Raw genomic sequence first — 15,272 nt, forward strand, 5'->3', positions numbered from 1 at the left:
GCTACTATTCCTCCTTTGGCTTTTTTAATAATGAATTTTGCATTGTCCCTAAGCCTTGTGTCGTTACTTTTACACGAACATGGACAGGAAGATCAGGAAAGATAGTTGGCCAATCATTTTTGATTTTTTTCCATTGTTTAGCATCTGCACGATGAAGGGCATCCCCATAGCCTAAAACATCCACTTGGTATTGCTGCTGAATTTTTTCTAACGTTTTTTCAATACGTTCATCGATGCCTTGTGCTGTTTTTTTATTGATATAATCCATGGTTTTATTTTTTGTGAGATTAATATCACATTCGACCTCACCTACATTTTGCTCCACATCTATTTGGACATCAATTTGCGGTTTCCCATTTTGAAATGACCCCTTTACTTTTGTGGAGGATTGCGTAATCTCAGTCGACAGCGTACCTTGTTTTGGACAGGTGACGATTTCAATGGTACTTTGTATTTTGTCACTGAGGAAACTAATGCTTTTACTTTCTCTCTCTGAAAGTAAACCAATGTATCGATCTCCTTTAAAGACGGCCAATCCTGCATAATTTAATATCACAGGAGTTTTAACACGTTGGACATTTGTTTTATCAGCACCTAATTGTTTGTCCCCGTGAATTTCAATAGCAGAAATTAAAGCTCCATTATCCTTTTCATTGAGCCTCGTGACCAATTCGTCTATATTAATCGCAATTGTAGAACCCCAAACTTTTTCAGAAACCTTGAGCGAATTTAAGATTTTATGAGCAGGCACTTTTTCGATAGGTGTAAGAACATTTAACACTTCCTTAGCTGTAGCCTCATGAGACATAATGACATCGAAATCTTTTCTAAACTCATGGTCTCGTGCAATCAAATCCAATGAATCACTAATTCCTTCTTTGGCGAGGTCTTCACCTAAGACAACTACTTGTAAATGAGCAAAATAGGGTTTTCGTGCAGCGGTAGTTGTCATTTTACGAATGGCCTCAAAAATTGTTTCCCCCCTTGAATGATAGCTGATAACTGGGGTGCGCTGAGTGGGGGCTTGTCGCATTGAAACCTCACTAGGATCAACAATTTGAACTGTAATTTCAAATTCGTCCTCTACTTTATCTATTCCAAGCGCTACGACAATGGCTAATTCATTTAATTCACGCTTACTCCAGCAGCCACTTAACAGTAAAGGGAGGATACATAGTAAGCAAATTGTTTTTACTTTTGCCATAATTCATTCCTCATTTGTTCAGTAGTTTTATTTCCTGCCTGTTCTTGAGACATATTTATGCCCTCTGACAACATTTTTCTGATTCACCAAACGTGGACGTGTTAATAAACGTCTGCGTGGGAGCAATAAAAAAGCATCTTTTTGGTCCTGTATAATGAGTGGGGCAAATGGACTTAAATATGGTACACCAAATGAACGAATGCTGCATAAATGAAGAATAATGACTATAATGCCAAACATAACTCCAAAAAGACCAAACATAGCAGCTAAAATCATTAATGGAAAGCGAAGCACACGAATCGTATTGGACAAACCATAAGCAGGGAATAAAAAACTACAAATGGCCGTTAATGCTACAATAATAACCATAACTGCTGAGACCACACCGGCATCTACCGCTGCCTGGCCAATTACCAAAGTACCGACGATAGACACCGCTGGACCGATTGTTCGCGGCATTCGAAGCCCTGCCTCTCGTAGTATCTCAAAGGCAAGCTCCATAATAAGTGCCTCCACTACGGCAGGGAAGGGCACGCCTTCTCGTTGAGAGGCAATACTAATGAGCATGGCCGTAGGTAGCATTTCCTGATGAAACGTTGTAATCGCAACATAGAGAGAGGGTGCTACCAATGCCAAACTAATACCAAAGAAACGTAAGATACGAATGAGGGAACTAATCATCCAATGTTGATAATAGTCTTCTGCTGATTGTAAAAAGGAAGTAAATAATGCAGGCACCACTAAGACAAAGGGGGTACCATCTACTAGAATCGCCACTTTACCATCTAATAATTCACCAGCTATCACATCAGGACGTTCGGAGTTGTAAACGGTTGGAAACATGGTGTTTTTAGAATCCTGAATAAAATCCTCAATATAGCCACTTTCTAAAATGCCATCGATATTAATGCGGTCTAACCGCGCTAACACCTCGGCCACAATTTTGTCACTGGCGATACCATGTATATACATCACAGCGACGTCTGTTTGTGTCACTTCACCAATGACACGGGACTTAATCCAAAGGTTTGGACTTTTTATTTTGCGCCGAATGAGCGCAGTATTAGTGCGTAAAGTTTCAGTAAAGGACTCCCGAGGACCCCTAATGACGGATTCGGTTGATGGCTCTGTCACAGCTCTATCTTTTGCACTTTTAGTGCTTGTTACAATGCCTTCCGCAAAGCCATCTAATAGAATAACGGTCTCACCATTCAGTATGGCATGATAAAGTGTGGTAAAATGCTCGATATTCATCACGTCACCAACAGTTAGGTAGGAACTTCGCACATATTGATTTATGGTAGTAATTTCTATTTCTTGTTCTTCCTCAATATTCGCCATTAATTTATCAATGACAGAATCCGAAATCATGGTTTTATCAGATAAGCCATCAATGGAAATAATGGCGAGCCGATGGGGTTCAGTTTCACCAATTGTAATTTCTCGTATTATGATGTCATTGCTGTGACCAAGAGTGTTTCGAATGACCTTTATATTTTTGGCAAGGGAAGTATTTAATAAATCGTCCGTTGTAAGGGATGGGGAGGGATCAATCTTATTTGATATGGACATGCGCTTTCCTCCTCAAATGAATGTTCATTATTTATAGAATGGACAACTTTATGCGGAGATAAACGAAAAAAGGAATGAAATTCTAGCTACTATTTTTCAAATAAAAAAACAGTATTTCCTTTCAAAGATTGAAAGGAAAATACTGTTTTATGTACGATACTCGTATTGTAATTCATCTAAACTAGCATCCACGTCCACATGTAAGTTATGATCGTTAAAGAACCATAAATCTTTTTCATCGATGTAATAGGTTACGCCATCTATGACTGCTTCAGCTCCAATAGCAATGGGCTCTTCTCGCGTCATACCTAGTGAAAAGCCTTCGTGAAAAGGACTTGAGCCACCATAGCGTGCATAAAAGCGAATAGTATCGCCTGGTTCTACTTCCATCTCTTGCTTGAACCATTGTAGGGCTTCATTTGTCAGTGCAATTTTCATAGCGAATGCTCCTCTCTTCCTACAGCCATTTTACCTTTGGCTCAGTGCCATTTTTAATACGTGCAATATTGGCACGGTGACGATAAATAATAAAGGTAAATAAAAAGGCTACCAAGATGCTTAATGCAAAGTCACCTGTAACAAAATAATAAACGATTGAATAGATAAGTGCTACTAAAGCGGCTATCATAGATGTTAGGCTGACGATTTTTGTGAGTTTCAATGTCACAAGAAAAGCAATTAGGAGCAAGACAAACAATGGCCATGAGTAGCCTAATAAAACACCTGCAGATGTGGCAACGGCTTTTCCACCACGGAAATTGGCGAAAATCGGAAACATATGACCAATCACTGCAACAAGACCTAGGATTAAGGGATGAATAGAACTGTCTGAGAATATGGGAAGTGCAGCTAGTAAGACAGCGGCAGTCCCTTTTAGAACATCCATCACAGTCACAACAATACCGGCCTTTTTTCCTAATGTTCGAAATGTATTCGTTGCTCCTAGATTACCGCTTCCGTGTTCTCGGATATCGGTATTATAAAAAATTTTACCTATCCATAGCCCTGAAGGTATAGAGCCGATTAGATAAGCACATAAAATAATAAGTCCATTGATCATAGTTGGACTCCTTTCATTCATAGTCCATCACTTGGTACTAATAGTTTGTAACAAGTATTTTACACTTTTTCTTGCTAATCTACAATGTTATGAAGGAGAATTCCTAAGGAGTCTTGAATTCAATACAAAAGAAACTAAATGTAAGTTGGAGATAGGCTTTTAGACATGATTGATGAAGGCACGAAAAAAGTCTTTCTTAAAATCTAGGCAAAATGGCAATTTTGTCAATCGTTCATTCCTTTGGTAGAATAGAAGTCTAACTTTATTCATTTACATGGAATGACGCAGAAACACTATTTTGCAACTAAATAAGCTACGATGCGTCAGGTGTTTACGGATACTAGTGGTTGTCTGTCTTGCTTAAATTCCAATTTTAAGCAACTGTTGAAGATGTTTACTATTGAAATGTTTATTAAAACTGTGAGCAATTTTTAAAAATTTAATTGGACCTGTCGCTAACTATTGACAGGAAATGCTATTATTATTAGGATGAGAACATAAATAGAACATGTGTTTGTTTTTTGGAGGGGAATTTTGTTGACGAATAAACAGTCACCTAGCGTCTATAATGATGACGCTATACAAGTATTAGAAGGATTAGAAGCGGTGCGCAAACGACCAGGCATGTATATCGGTTCGACAGATGGCCGTGGACTTCATCACCTTGTGTATGAAATCGTAGATAATGCGGTGGATGAAGCATTGGCTGGCTTTGGATCTCATATTATTGTCAAGATTCACAAAGACCAGAGTATTAGCGTACGCGATTTCGGCCGTGGAATGCCAACTGGTATGCATAAGATGGGTAAACCTACTCCTGAAATTATTTTTACCGTCCTACACGCAGGTGGTAAGTTTGGACAAGGTGGTTATAAAACAAGTGGCGGTTTGCACGGTGTAGGTTCTTCTGTTGTGAATGCGCTATCAACTTTTTTAGAAGTAACCATCCATCGTGATGGGAAAAAATATCGCCAGCGCTTCGAGCATGGTGGACATCCAGTGACAACACTTGAAGAAATTGGTCAAACAAAACAAACAGGAACGCTTGTTCATTTCCTACCTGATGAAACAATCTTCTCTGTCACAAAATTTAATTATGATACATTAGCAGAACGTTTACGTGAGTCGGCTTTTTTATTAAAGGGCTTAAAAATTGAATTAATCGATGAGCGCGAGGAAGGCAAAAATGATGTGTTCTTTTATGAGAACGGCATTGAAGCTTTCGTTGCGTATTTGAATGAAGAGAAGGATGTTCTTCATCCTGTGAAATATGTTGAGGGTATTCAAGACGATATTGAAGTAGAGTTTGCCTTCCAATATAATGATGGTTATTCTGAAACGATTTTATCGTTTGTCAATAATGTACGTACACGAGATGGCGGTACACATGAAACAGGTGCAAAAGCAGCCTTGACGCGTGTCTTTAATGAATACGCAAGAAAAATTGGCTTATTAAAGGACAAGGACAAAAACTTAGAAGGAACGGATATTCGAGAGGGCTTAGCGGCTATCGTATCTGTTCGTATTCCAGAGCACTTATTACAATTTGAAGGACAAACAAAGGGCAAGCTTGGTACGAGTGAGGCTCGTTCAGCGGTAGATAGTGTGGTGTCTGAGCAAATTTTATATGTGCTAGAGGAAAATGCTGAATTGTCAGCGTCTCTTGTGCGTAAAGCGATTCGTGCGCAGCAAGTGCGTGAGGCGGCTCGTAAAGCCCGTGAGGATGCACGAAATGGTAAGAAAAACAAAAAGGGTAGTACGATTCTGTCTGGGAAATTAACGCCTGCACAGTCACGTAATGCGGCGAAAAATGAATTATATTTAGTCGAGGGTGATTCAGCGGGTGGTTCTGCAAAACAAGGTCGTGATCGAACATTCCAGGCGATATTACCACTGCGTGGGAAAGTTATTAACACAGAAAAAGCCAAGCTACAAGATATTATGAAAAACGAAGAAATTTCAACGATTATTCATGCGATCGGTGCAGGTGTAGGTACAGATTTTGCTGTGGAGGATTCAGCCTACAATAAGGTAGTCATTATGACCGATGCTGATACGGATGGTGCGCATATTCAAGTATTGCTACTAACGTTTTTCTATCGTTATATGCGTCCGCTCATCGAGGCTGGAAAAGTCTTTATTGCGTTACCACCACTTTATAAGGTTTCGAAAGGAACTGGCAAAAAAGAAGTGATTGAATATGCTTGGACAGAAAACGATTTACAAAAGGCCATCAAACAAGTTGGAAAGGGTTACATATTACAGCGCTATAAAGGTCTTGGAGAGATGAATGCTGACCAGCTATGGGATACAACAATGAACCCTGACACACGGACATTAATTCGTGTCACTATCGAGGATGGTGCACGTGCAGAGAGACGTGTCACGACGTTAATGGGCGATAAAGTAGAGCCACGTCGTAAATGGATCGAAGCCAATGTAGACTTCGGTATGGAGGATGATGCTAACATTTTAGAAAATGAATTCATCCAACAAGAGGAGGGCCAAGCATGAGTAGTACAGAAAAGTTTCAAGATTTACCTTTAGAAGAAGTAATGGGTGACCGTTTTGGTCGCTATAGTAAATATATTATTCAAGACCGCGCGTTGCCAGATGCACGTGACGGTCTTAAACCAGTACAGCGTCGTATTTTATATGCAATGTTTACGGAAGGTAATACACATGAAAAACCGTTTCGTAAATCGGCTAAGACAGTCGGAAATGTAATCGGTAATTACCATCCGCACGGAGATAGCTCAGTCTATGAGGCGATGGTTCGTATGAGTCAGGATTGGAAAGCTCGCCATATGCTTATAGAAATGCATGGGAATAACGGTTCGGTTGATGGAGATCCACCAGCAGCCATGCGTTATACGGAGGCAAGACTTTCTGCAATTGCTGGTGAAATGTTACGAGATATTGGGAAGAAAACGGTTGAATTCGTGCCAAACTTCGATGACCAGGATATGGAACCAACTGTTTTACCAGCTCGTTTCCCTAATTTATTAGTAAACGGCTCTACAGGGATATCTGCGGGTTATGCAACAGATATTCCACCGCATGCATTAGATGAAGTGCTGGATGCTGTTTTGATGCGCTTAGACAAGCCTACTGCGACAGTGGATGAATTGATGACAGTTATCAAGGGTCCTGATTTCCCTACAGGCGGAATTATTCAAGGTGTAGACGGCATTAAAAAGGCATATGAAACAGGGCGCGGTAAAATTATTGTCCGTGCACAAGCTGTGGTCGAACCTATCAAGGGCGGAAAAGAGCAAATTGTCGTTACCGAATTACCATACGATGTGAATAAAGCGAATCTTGTGAAAAAAATTGATGAGCAACGTGTAGATAAACGCCTTGAAGGGATTGCTGAAATTCGTGATGAATCAGATCGTACAGGGTTACGTGTCGTTATCGAGCTGAAAAAGGATGTTCCTGGACAGGGGATTCTACAGTACCTATTTAAAACAACAGATTTACAAGTAGCTTACAATTTTAATATGATTGCCATTCATAATCGTCGTCCAACGATGATGACATTACCATTATTGCTGGATTCCTATATTACTCACCAAAAAGAAGTGGTCACAAATCGTTCTATATATGATTTACAAAAGGCAAAGGATCGCTCCCATATCGTGGATGGCTTAATTAAAGCCCTATCTATTCTAGACGAGGTTATTGCTACGATTCGTTCTTCTAACGATAAGAAGGACGCCAAGCTCAATTTACAGGCGAAGTTCGATTTTACTGAGGTACAGGCAGAGGCGATTGTGAGCCTGCAATTATATCGTTTAACGAATACCGATATTACAGAACTCCGTCAAGAACAGGATGACTTAAACAAATTGATTGCCAAGCTAGAAGGAATTTTACAAAGCGAGGCCAAGCTTGTACGCGTCATTAAACAAGAATTGCTAGATATTAAAAAACGTTTCACAGAGCCACGTCGCTCGAAAATTGAACAAGAAATAGAAGAAATTAAAATTACATTAGATGTCCTTGTTCCAAGTGAAGAGGTTGTAGTGACTGTCACGAAAGATGGCTATATTAAACGTACATCTACACGATCCCATGCCGCCTCCAACGGTCAAGATTTTGCGATGAAAGATTCCGATTACTTATTGTATGAAGCAAACTTAAATACACAACATCATCTATTGTTATTTACAAATAGAGGGAATTATATTTACCAGCCTGTTCATGAATTACCTGATATTCGCTGGAAGGACCTTGGACAGCATATTTCAAGTATTGTGCCAACAAGTGAAGATGAGTCGATTATTGCAGTTTATGGCTTTGAAACATTTGAACAGCCAAATATGTATATTTTAACTGCTACGAAAGATGGCCAAATTAAACGTTCGCCATTAGCAGATTATGCTGTGACGCGTTATTCGAAGCCAATTAAAACAATGAATGTTAAAGCGGGCGATGCAATGATTTATGCATCGTTTATAACTGATGATGCGGAACTGCTCTTAACAACTGATACGGCCTATGCCATTCGTTTCCCTATTGAAGAACTACCAGTTACTGGAGTGAAAACGGGCGGTGTTAAAGGTATTACGCTAAAAGATGGAGAAGCTTTAGTTGGGGTCAATGTCCTACAGCCAGACGAAACACAATATGTCGTTATTGTGACACAACGAGGGGCTGTAAAGAAAATGAATGTCGCAGAGGTAGAAATAGCAAGTCGTGCCAAGCGTGGACTTAAAGTCCTTACAGAATTAAAAGCAAATCCTCATCGAATTGTCGCTGTTATTCAAGCAACAGACGATGAGCAGGTTGTGATTGAAACTGAAAAAGGCATACAAGAGGTTATCGATGTCCATGCATTGACGCGCGCTGATCGCCATTCTAATGGTTCATTTAAAGTGGACATTGCAACAGATGGAGCCATCTCACATGTTTTAACGGCCAAAAAAGAACAAAAACCAAGCTAACATCATGCCCAGTCTCTATAAGTAGAGCTGGGCTATTTGTTTATAGTGGCACAACTATCCAAAATTAGCATCTTGTCATTTAAGATCAACTATGGGTATAATAAACATCGAAAAGTTCATAGCGAAAGAATGTAGGGGGGCTAGTTATGGCTAGCTGAGATTGTGTCCGATAGACACTGACCCTTTGAACCTGATTTGGCTCGTACCAGCGTAGGGAACATCTATTCAAAAAAGCAAATGTTTTGGAGATTGATTGCAATACGTCTGGGAGGAATCCTAGGCGTTTTTTTGTTTTCTAAGCAATATCTTACCAACCGTATAATACGCTTTCTTCTGGTGACAACATTCATTCATGAACACTTTCATATTACAAACTGGGAGGACCTAGCATGAAAAAATGGTTATTTATCCTATTAGCTACTCTATTGACGTTAGTAGGCTGTAGCGACAAGGAGGACAAGCAGTCTGCTGATACAAAGAAAAAGGTATCAGTGGTACTCGATTGGACACCGAATACGAATCATACAGGATTGTATGTTGCGAAAAAGCTCGGTTATTTTGAAGAAGTAGGCTTAGATGTTGATATTATAATGCCAGGAGAGGCAGGAGCCGATCAGCTCGTAGCTTCTGGTAAGGCAGAATTTGGCGTGAGTTATCAGGAGGGCATTACACAGGCTCGTGTTCAGGATGTGCCACTTGTCTCGATAGCGGCCATCATCCAGCATAATACATCTGGATTTGCTTCTGTAGCGTCAAAGGGTATTACCTCTCCAAAGGACTTTGAAGGAAAAACATATGGGGGCTGGGGAGCACCTCTCGAACAAGCGGTATTACAATCATTAATGCAAAAAGAAAACGCTGATATTAATAAATTAGACATTGTCAATGCGGGAGATTTAGATTTCTTTACGATGATGAAAAAGGACATCGACTTTGCTTGGATTTATTATGCATGGACAGGTATTGAGGCAGAGCTTCGTGGGGAAAAAATTAATATGCTGTATTTAACGGACTACAGTGATCAGTTAGATTACTATACACCTGTTTTAGCAACCAATGAAAAAATGATTCAAAACAATCCAGACAGCGTCAAAGCTTTTGTTGCGGCTGCATCGAAGGGCTATGAATATGCCATCGAGCATCCGAATGAAGCGGCTGATATTTTACTAGAAGCGGCACCAGACTTAGATAAGGAGTTAGTGCATAAAAGTCAAGAGTGGTTGGCTGATAAGTATCAGGATGACGCTAATCAATGGGGGGAGCAAAAGCTTTCTGTATGGGAAAACTATGCTAAATGGATGTCGAGTAACAAAGTGTTAGAGGGCGAATTTGATGCTAAACAGGCGTTTACGAATGAGTTCCTACCGAAAAAGGAGGCCAATTAACATGGCAAATTCATTAATCAGTGTCCAAATCATTCCGAAGACAGAGAAATACGAGGATGTCATTCCTTATGTGGATGCGGCCATTGCGGTTATTGATGCATCTGGTGTGAACTATGAGGTTCATGCCCTTGAAACAACAATGGAAGGTGAGCTTACAACGCTTCTTCAAATCATTGAAAAAATGAATGTTAAGATGGTCGAGCTAGGAGCCATTAATGTCATTACACAAGTAAAAATTTTATATCAACCAAATGGGATTACCATGGCTACATTAACGGAGAAATATCAGTCATGAAACGGGCATTACAAAAGGGAAGGACGATAATTTTTATCGCCTTCCTCTTATTCATATGGGAGCTTGTTGTGCATATCGCTGATGTTCCTCCCTGGCTCCTCCCAGCACCAAGCATAATCTTAAAGGAAGGCTTTCAATCATATCAAACGTTTCTGCCACATGCTCTGGCTACCGTGGAATTAGCTTTACTTGGACTTGCTATTGGGGTTGGCTGTGGTCTAACCGTGGCGATTGTTTTGCATCGTTTTACTTTCATTCGGTCGTTATTTTATCCGATTCTCATTATGTCGCAAAATATACCCATTCTTGTATTGGCGCCGTTACTTATTATTTGGTTTGGCTTTGGCTTATTACCAAAGCTCATCATTATTTGTCTAGTATGCTTTTTCCCTATTGTCATTGCGGCAATGGACGGTTTTCGTCAAACAGCACCCGAGTTAAAGCATTACTTCGAAATGATTGGAGCAACGAAGGCCCAAACGTTTTGGAAATTAGAATGGCCACATGCCTATCCGGCAATTTTCTCGGGCGTAAAAATTGCTGCTACCTATAGTGTAATGGGAGCAGTTATTGCGGAATGGCTTGGTGCAAAAAAGGGAATAGGTGTATACATGACCTTAGCACAATCTTCCTTCCGTACAGATCGAGTGTTTGTCGCCATTTTTGCGATTGTCTTGCTAAGCTTATTGTTGTTTAGTAGTATCCGCTTGCTTGAAAAATTAATGGTAAAGGGGAGAGGTTATCATGCTCAGCATTCAAAACATCGCTAAATCCTTTGACAGTCTACATGTACTTGACCATGTTTCCTTTGATGTCAAGGATGGTGAGTTTGTGGCCATAGTAGGACCATCTGGCAGTGGTAAGAGTACCCTTTTTCAATTAATTGGTGGGGTCTCTTTGGTTGATCAAGGGACGATTTTATTAAATGGAGAGGAGATTCAGCAAAAAAGAGGAGCAATTGGCTATATGCCACAGCAGCCTTGTTTACTTCCTTGGCGTACTATTTTAGAGAATGTAACAATTGTCGAGGAATTACAGCAAAATCCAAATGTTGAACGTGCAAAAGGTTGGCTTGAAAAGGTGGGGCTTGCTTCCTTTAGTCAAGCTTACCCATACGAGCTCTCGGGAGGGATGCAACAACGTGTGTCTTTTATCCGTGCCATTGTCAGTGATAAACCTATTTTATGTCTAGATGAACCATTTTCTGCGCTTGATGAATTTACAAGACTGGAAATGCAGGCATGGCTCCTGTCCATTTGGGAAGAGCATAAAAAATCTATCTTATTCGTCACACATAGTATTGAAGAGGCCCTCTTTTTAGCCGATCGTATAATTGTTTTATCGAAACGGCCTGCAACAGTGAAAAAAGAAATGATTGTGCCATTTGAGCGCCCCCGCAAAGAAGAAATTCGTCATTCTGCCACATTCACAGCCTTGAAGCAACAGTTATTCACGTATTTACAGGAAGAAAAGGGGGATTTGAATGTTGATTGATGCCCATATTCATTTAGATCAATATAAGGACGTGGAAATACCTTCATTATTGGCAGAAGTAGAGGCATTAATTGCGGTAAGTATGCAGTTGTCCTCCTGTCAAAAGACGTTGCATTTAGCGAAGGTCTATCCCAAGGTGAAGGCGGCTTTTGGGTTTCATCCTGAACAGCCTTTACTGGATGAAATAGAAGAGAAGGCTTTATTTGATTGGATTCGCGCGCATCGTGATAACATGGTAGCGGTTGGTGAGGTCGGTTTACCCTATTATTTAAGGCAAGAACAAGCCTTGGATGTTCGTCCATATGAAGCTTTATTGGAACGATTTATCGTATTGGCTAAGGAATTGGGCAAACCGATTGTGTTGCATGCTGTATATGAGGATGCTAGCATCGTGTGCGATTTGCTAGAAAAGCATCAGCTTTGTCAGGCTCATTTCCATTGGTTTAAAGGGGACGAGGCAGTCATGAAACGCATGATTCGGCGAGGTTATTTTATCTCTATTACGCCTGATGCCTTGTATGAAGAGGAAATTCAACAGCTAATTCAAATCTACCCGATTGACTTAATGATGGTAGAAACAGATGGCCCATGGTCGTTTGAGGGACCTTTTACAAATAAACCAACGTCTCCGTGGATGATGCATTCGACGATTGAGGTGATTGCAGCCATCAAGGGATTGTCTATTCAGCAAGCGGCTAAAATTATCACTCAGAATACAAAAAACTTTTATCGACTTTAAGGTAACGTGGCAATTGCCACTTATGTTTTCTACAATAATAAAAGCAGTATAGGATATCAATTAGTTATCCGTATACTGCTTTTTATGTTTAGTAAAATCATGCATCAATTTCTCTGTTTTTGTTTTGGTGGTGCGTTCATGTGTGCTGAAGGAATTGGATTGGCGATTTTTCTCTACATCCTTGCCAGCAGTTCTTTTTATATGCATCCGCTTCTTTTTCGCCCTAGATTGAGCCATTTTCATTCCCTCCTTTTAACAATTATAGTAACGAAAATGAATGAAAAAGTAAAACCTCGTAAGCAAGAACTTACGAGGTTTATGAAATCGATTTAGTGAGATACGTCCTGTACAGAAATACCTGTGTTTGCTTTAACGTCAACTTCACGATATTTTGCATCATCAGTTTCTTTAGAAAGTAATGTGCCGATGAAACCACCAAGGAAACCAAGCGGTACAGAGATTAGGGCAGGGTTCGTTAACATAATTAACGGATCACCAACAAAAATCGCCTTGCCTTCAACTGGATTCCATACGTTTGGTGACATAGCTACTAATACTAATGCAGAGATTAAGCCTGTTAACATCGCTGTAACAGCACCAGCTGTATTAAAGCGTTTCCAATAAATTGTGTAAATAATAACTGGAAGGTTAGCGGAACCTGCAATACAGAATGCTAAAGATACTAAGAATGCAACGTTTAATGTTTGTGCACCAAGAGCTAATAGAATAGATATTACAGCGATTGTAATCGAGCCAATACGAGCTGCAAGAACTTGCTCTTTTTCAGTAACTTTACCCTTTTTAATGATTTGACCATAAATATCATGTGATAGGGCAGAGGCACCTGAAAGTACAAGGCCTGCTACTACCGCTAAAATTGTTGCGAATGCTACCGCACAAACGAATGAGAATAGAATGTCGCCTCCTAGTGCTTCTGCAAGAAGAGGGGCTGCCATATTACCTGCAGCGTTAGCCGCAATAATATCTTCTTTTCCAACGAATGCTGCTGCACCGAAACCTAAGAAAATGGTTAAAACGTAGAATATACCTACAATCCAAGTTGCCCAAATAACAGATGAACGAGCCGTTTTTGCATCTTTTACTGTAAAGAAACGCATTAAGATATGTGGAAGACCCGCAGTACCTAATACTAATGCAATTAACATTGAAATTGTGTCAAGTCCCTCTGTATATTTTAGACCAGGATTTAAATAAGCAGCACCATTATCAGTCACTGTAGACATTTCTTTGAACATTGTTGCAATACTGAAGCCAAACTCTTTTAATACTAAGAATGAGATAATCACTGTACCTAGCATTAAAAGACAAGCTTTAATAATCTGAACCCATGAAGTCGCTGTCATACCACCGAATAATACGTAAGTTGTCATCATGAAACCTACGATCAATACAGCTACCCAGTAGTCGATACCTAAAAGTAATTGAATAAGTGCTCCTGCACCAACTAGTTGTGCAATCATGTAGAATAAAACAATGGTAATAGTGCTTAAAGCAGCTGTTCCACGTACTTTCGCATTATTGAAACGCGCTGTAATCATGTCAGCTAAAGTGAACTTTCCAAGGTTACGTAATGGCTCAGCAACGATGTATAATACCACTAAGTAAGCGACTAAATAACCAATAGAGAAGAAGAATCCGTCAAATCCAAATAGTGCTACTGCACCTGCAATCCCTAAGAAAGAGGCTGCCGATAAATAGTCACCTGCGATAGCTAGTCCATTTTGCCAGCCTGTTAAGCCCCCACCAGCTGTATAGAAGTCACTTGCAGAAGAAGTTCGTTTAGATGCCCACCATGTGATAACTAATGTTAAACCAACAATGGCTACAAAGAAGAATATGGCTGTAAAGCTCATTCCGTTATTCATCGGTGGCCACCTCCGTTCTCGTATTCTGCGATAATTGCTTTAGCTTCTCTGTCAAAGCTATTTGCTTTAGCTACATATAAATGACATAACCCCCATGTCATAATGAATAGCCCTGCGGAATAAATCCACACCCAAGTAATTTCCCCAAATGCCTTTTGGTGTAGAATTGTTGTGTACGATGTCAGAATTGGTAACAACATGTAGGCCAATAAAAATATGGCAGTCATAGACCAAAGAAAAGAGTTCTTTCTACGTACAAGAGACTTAAACGATTCTTGGTTTGCAATTGCATCATAGTCAATCACGACACCTTTTTTTGCTTGATTGTTCGCCATTAACATTCCCCATTTTGTGTATATTTTTTCTGCCTTAAGACTTGATTTTGCTAGTTTAGTGAATTCACATTCTCATTTTATGAAAGAGTTCACAAAATTGCAATACATTTCAGAAAAATTATGTAAAAAAAATTTTTCTGAAAATAGTCCTGAAAGAGAAAATAACCTCCTAAATCAAGAATATATAGGGTTTTAGAATATTCAGACAAATAAATGAAGCAAAGAGAAATCTAGATTCTTAACAAAAAAAGAACGATAAATTTATAAAAATGCCTAGATTTTTTATCCATATTTAAATACTATTGCCTTAGTGAAAATTGGTTTTTTTCTGTATTTTGGAAGTCAAATAATAT

Annotated in this window: 14 protein-coding genes and 1 riboswitch; of the genes, 7 read left to right on the top strand and 7 right to left on the bottom strand. The window is 39.6% G+C overall.

The features are described 5' to 3' along the window. Positions 1–4: 4 nt before the first annotated feature. The 4 genes from ACOZBY_RS10330 to plsY form a co-directional block, all read right to left on the bottom strand. The gene (locus tag ACOZBY_RS10330; RefSeq protein ID WP_031416037.1) at positions 5–1,204 is read right to left on the bottom strand and encodes a Ger(x)C family spore germination protein; all 1,200 of its coding nucleotides are present in this window, start codon (positions 1,202–1,204) and stop codon (positions 5–7) included. Between the two features lie 27 nt (positions 1,205–1,231). Further along, positions 1,232–2,776 carry a spore germination protein gene (locus ACOZBY_RS10335; RefSeq protein WP_203582484.1) on the bottom strand — a complete coding sequence of 515 codons (1,545 nt, stop codon included), beginning with the start codon at positions 2,774–2,776 and terminating at the stop codon, positions 1,232–1,234. A 147-nt stretch (positions 2,777–2,923) separates the two neighbouring features. Beyond that, positions 2,924–3,214, bottom strand: a complete 291-nt coding sequence (locus ACOZBY_RS10340) for a HesB/YadR/YfhF family protein (RefSeq protein ID WP_031416033.1) — start codon at positions 3,212–3,214, stop codon at positions 2,924–2,926. A gap of 19 nt (positions 3,215–3,233) precedes the next feature. Next, the gene (gene plsY / locus ACOZBY_RS10345) at positions 3,234–3,836 is read right to left on the bottom strand and encodes a glycerol-3-phosphate 1-O-acyltransferase PlsY (RefSeq protein ID WP_031416032.1); all 603 of its coding nucleotides are present in this window, start codon (positions 3,834–3,836) and stop codon (positions 3,234–3,236) included. 537 nt (positions 3,837–4,373) lie between these two features. Between plsY and parE the strand changes: the two genes are divergently transcribed. The 7 genes from parE (at position 4,374) to ACOZBY_RS10380 (ending at position 12,698) form a co-directional block, all read left to right on the top strand. After that, a complete protein-coding gene (parE, locus tag ACOZBY_RS10350) occupies positions 4,374–6,350 on the top strand; it encodes a DNA topoisomerase IV subunit B (protein ID WP_031416030.1) in 1,977 nt (658 codons plus the stop codon). After that, positions 6,347–8,785 (top strand): DNA topoisomerase IV subunit A, encoded by a 2,439-nt coding sequence (parC, locus tag ACOZBY_RS10355; protein ID WP_036163749.1) that lies wholly within the window; start codon positions 6,347–6,349, stop codon positions 8,783–8,785. Before parE ends, parC begins: the two co-directional genes overlap by 4 nt. A gap of 123 nt (positions 8,786–8,908) precedes the next feature. Beyond that, a riboswitch (TPP riboswitch) is annotated at positions 8,909–9,019 on the top strand. A gap of 155 nt (positions 9,020–9,174) precedes the next feature. Continuing rightward, positions 9,175–10,170, top strand: a complete 996-nt coding sequence (locus ACOZBY_RS10360) for an ABC transporter substrate-binding protein (RefSeq protein ID WP_012294623.1) — start codon at positions 9,175–9,177, stop codon at positions 10,168–10,170. Between the two features lies 1 nt (position 10,171). Beyond that, positions 10,172–10,465, top strand: a complete 294-nt coding sequence (locus ACOZBY_RS10365; protein ID WP_422762232.1) for a thiamine-binding protein — start codon at positions 10,172–10,174, stop codon at positions 10,463–10,465. Further along, a complete protein-coding gene (locus ACOZBY_RS10370) occupies positions 10,462–11,235 on the top strand; it encodes an ABC transporter permease (protein WP_422762234.1) in 774 nt (257 codons plus the stop codon). The genes ACOZBY_RS10365 and ACOZBY_RS10370 overlap by 4 nt, the downstream gene beginning before the upstream one ends. Then, positions 11,210–11,959, top strand: coding sequence for an ABC transporter ATP-binding protein (locus ACOZBY_RS10375; RefSeq protein WP_012294620.1), 750 nt, complete (start codon positions 11,210–11,212; stop codon positions 11,957–11,959). Before ACOZBY_RS10370 ends, ACOZBY_RS10375 begins: the two co-directional genes overlap by 26 nt. Continuing rightward, complete coding sequence (locus ACOZBY_RS10380) at positions 11,949–12,698, top strand: TatD family hydrolase (protein WP_422762236.1); 750 nt, start codon at positions 11,949–11,951, stop codon at positions 12,696–12,698. The genes ACOZBY_RS10375 and ACOZBY_RS10380 overlap by 11 nt, the downstream gene beginning before the upstream one ends. Before the next feature lie 60 nt (positions 12,699–12,758). Here the strand turns inward: ACOZBY_RS10380 and ACOZBY_RS10385 are convergent, their stop codons facing one another. The 3 genes from ACOZBY_RS10385 to ACOZBY_RS10395 form a co-directional block, all read right to left on the bottom strand. Beyond that, positions 12,759–12,935, bottom strand: coding sequence for a hypothetical protein (locus tag ACOZBY_RS10385; protein ID WP_227256847.1), 177 nt, complete (start codon positions 12,933–12,935; stop codon positions 12,759–12,761). Between the two features lie 92 nt (positions 12,936–13,027). Further along, entirely contained in the window at positions 13,028–14,572 is a 1,545-nt protein-coding gene (locus ACOZBY_RS10390; protein WP_036163773.1) for a solute symporter family protein, read from the bottom strand. An 8-nt stretch (positions 14,573–14,580) separates the two neighbouring features. After that, the gene (locus ACOZBY_RS10395) at positions 14,581–14,919 is read right to left on the bottom strand and encodes a DUF485 domain-containing protein (RefSeq protein WP_031416022.1); all 339 of its coding nucleotides are present in this window, start codon (positions 14,917–14,919) and stop codon (positions 14,581–14,583) included. Positions 14,920–15,272: the final 353 nt, after the last annotated feature.

Source organism: Lysinibacillus sp. NPDC056220 (assembly GCF_049315265.1).
Lineage (GTDB): Bacteria > Bacillota > Bacilli > Bacillales_A > Planococcaceae > Lysinibacillus > Lysinibacillus pinottii.

What these genes read in the sequence shown, in the direction of transcription:
- ACOZBY_RS10330 (WP_031416037.1), bottom strand. Translation starts at nt 1,204, where the DNA reads ATGGCAAAAGTAAAAACAATTTGCTTACTATGTATCCTCCCTTTACTG.
- ACOZBY_RS10335 (WP_203582484.1), bottom strand. Translation starts at nt 2,776, where the DNA reads ATGTCCATATCAAATAAGATTGATCCCTCCCCATCCCTTACAACGGAC.
- ACOZBY_RS10340 (WP_031416033.1), bottom strand. Translation starts at nt 3,214, where the DNA reads ATGAAAATTGCACTGACAAATGAAGCCCTACAATGGTTCAAGCAAGAG.
- plsY (WP_031416032.1), bottom strand. Translation starts at nt 3,836, where the DNA reads ATGATCAATGGACTTATTATTTTATGTGCTTATCTAATCGGCTCTATA.
- parC (WP_036163749.1), top strand. Translation starts at nt 6,347, where the DNA reads ATGAGTAGTACAGAAAAGTTTCAAGATTTACCTTTAGAAGAAGTAATG.
- ACOZBY_RS10360 (WP_012294623.1), top strand. Translation starts at nt 9,175, where the DNA reads ATGAAAAAATGGTTATTTATCCTATTAGCTACTCTATTGACGTTAGTA.
- ACOZBY_RS10365 (WP_422762232.1), top strand. Translation starts at nt 10,172, where the DNA reads ATGGCAAATTCATTAATCAGTGTCCAAATCATTCCGAAGACAGAGAAA.
- ACOZBY_RS10370 (WP_422762234.1), top strand. Translation starts at nt 10,462, where the DNA reads ATGAAACGGGCATTACAAAAGGGAAGGACGATAATTTTTATCGCCTTC.
- ACOZBY_RS10375 (WP_012294620.1), top strand. Translation starts at nt 11,210, where the DNA reads ATGCTCAGCATTCAAAACATCGCTAAATCCTTTGACAGTCTACATGTA.
- ACOZBY_RS10380 (WP_422762236.1), top strand. Translation starts at nt 11,949, where the DNA reads ATGTTGATTGATGCCCATATTCATTTAGATCAATATAAGGACGTGGAA.
- ACOZBY_RS10385 (WP_227256847.1), bottom strand. Translation starts at nt 12,935, where the DNA reads ATGGCTCAATCTAGGGCGAAAAAGAAGCGGATGCATATAAAAAGAACT.
- ACOZBY_RS10390 (WP_036163773.1), bottom strand. Translation starts at nt 14,572, where the DNA reads ATGAGCTTTACAGCCATATTCTTCTTTGTAGCCATTGTTGGTTTAACA.
- ACOZBY_RS10395 (WP_031416022.1), bottom strand. Translation starts at nt 14,919, where the DNA reads ATGGCGAACAATCAAGCAAAAAAAGGTGTCGTGATTGACTATGATGCA.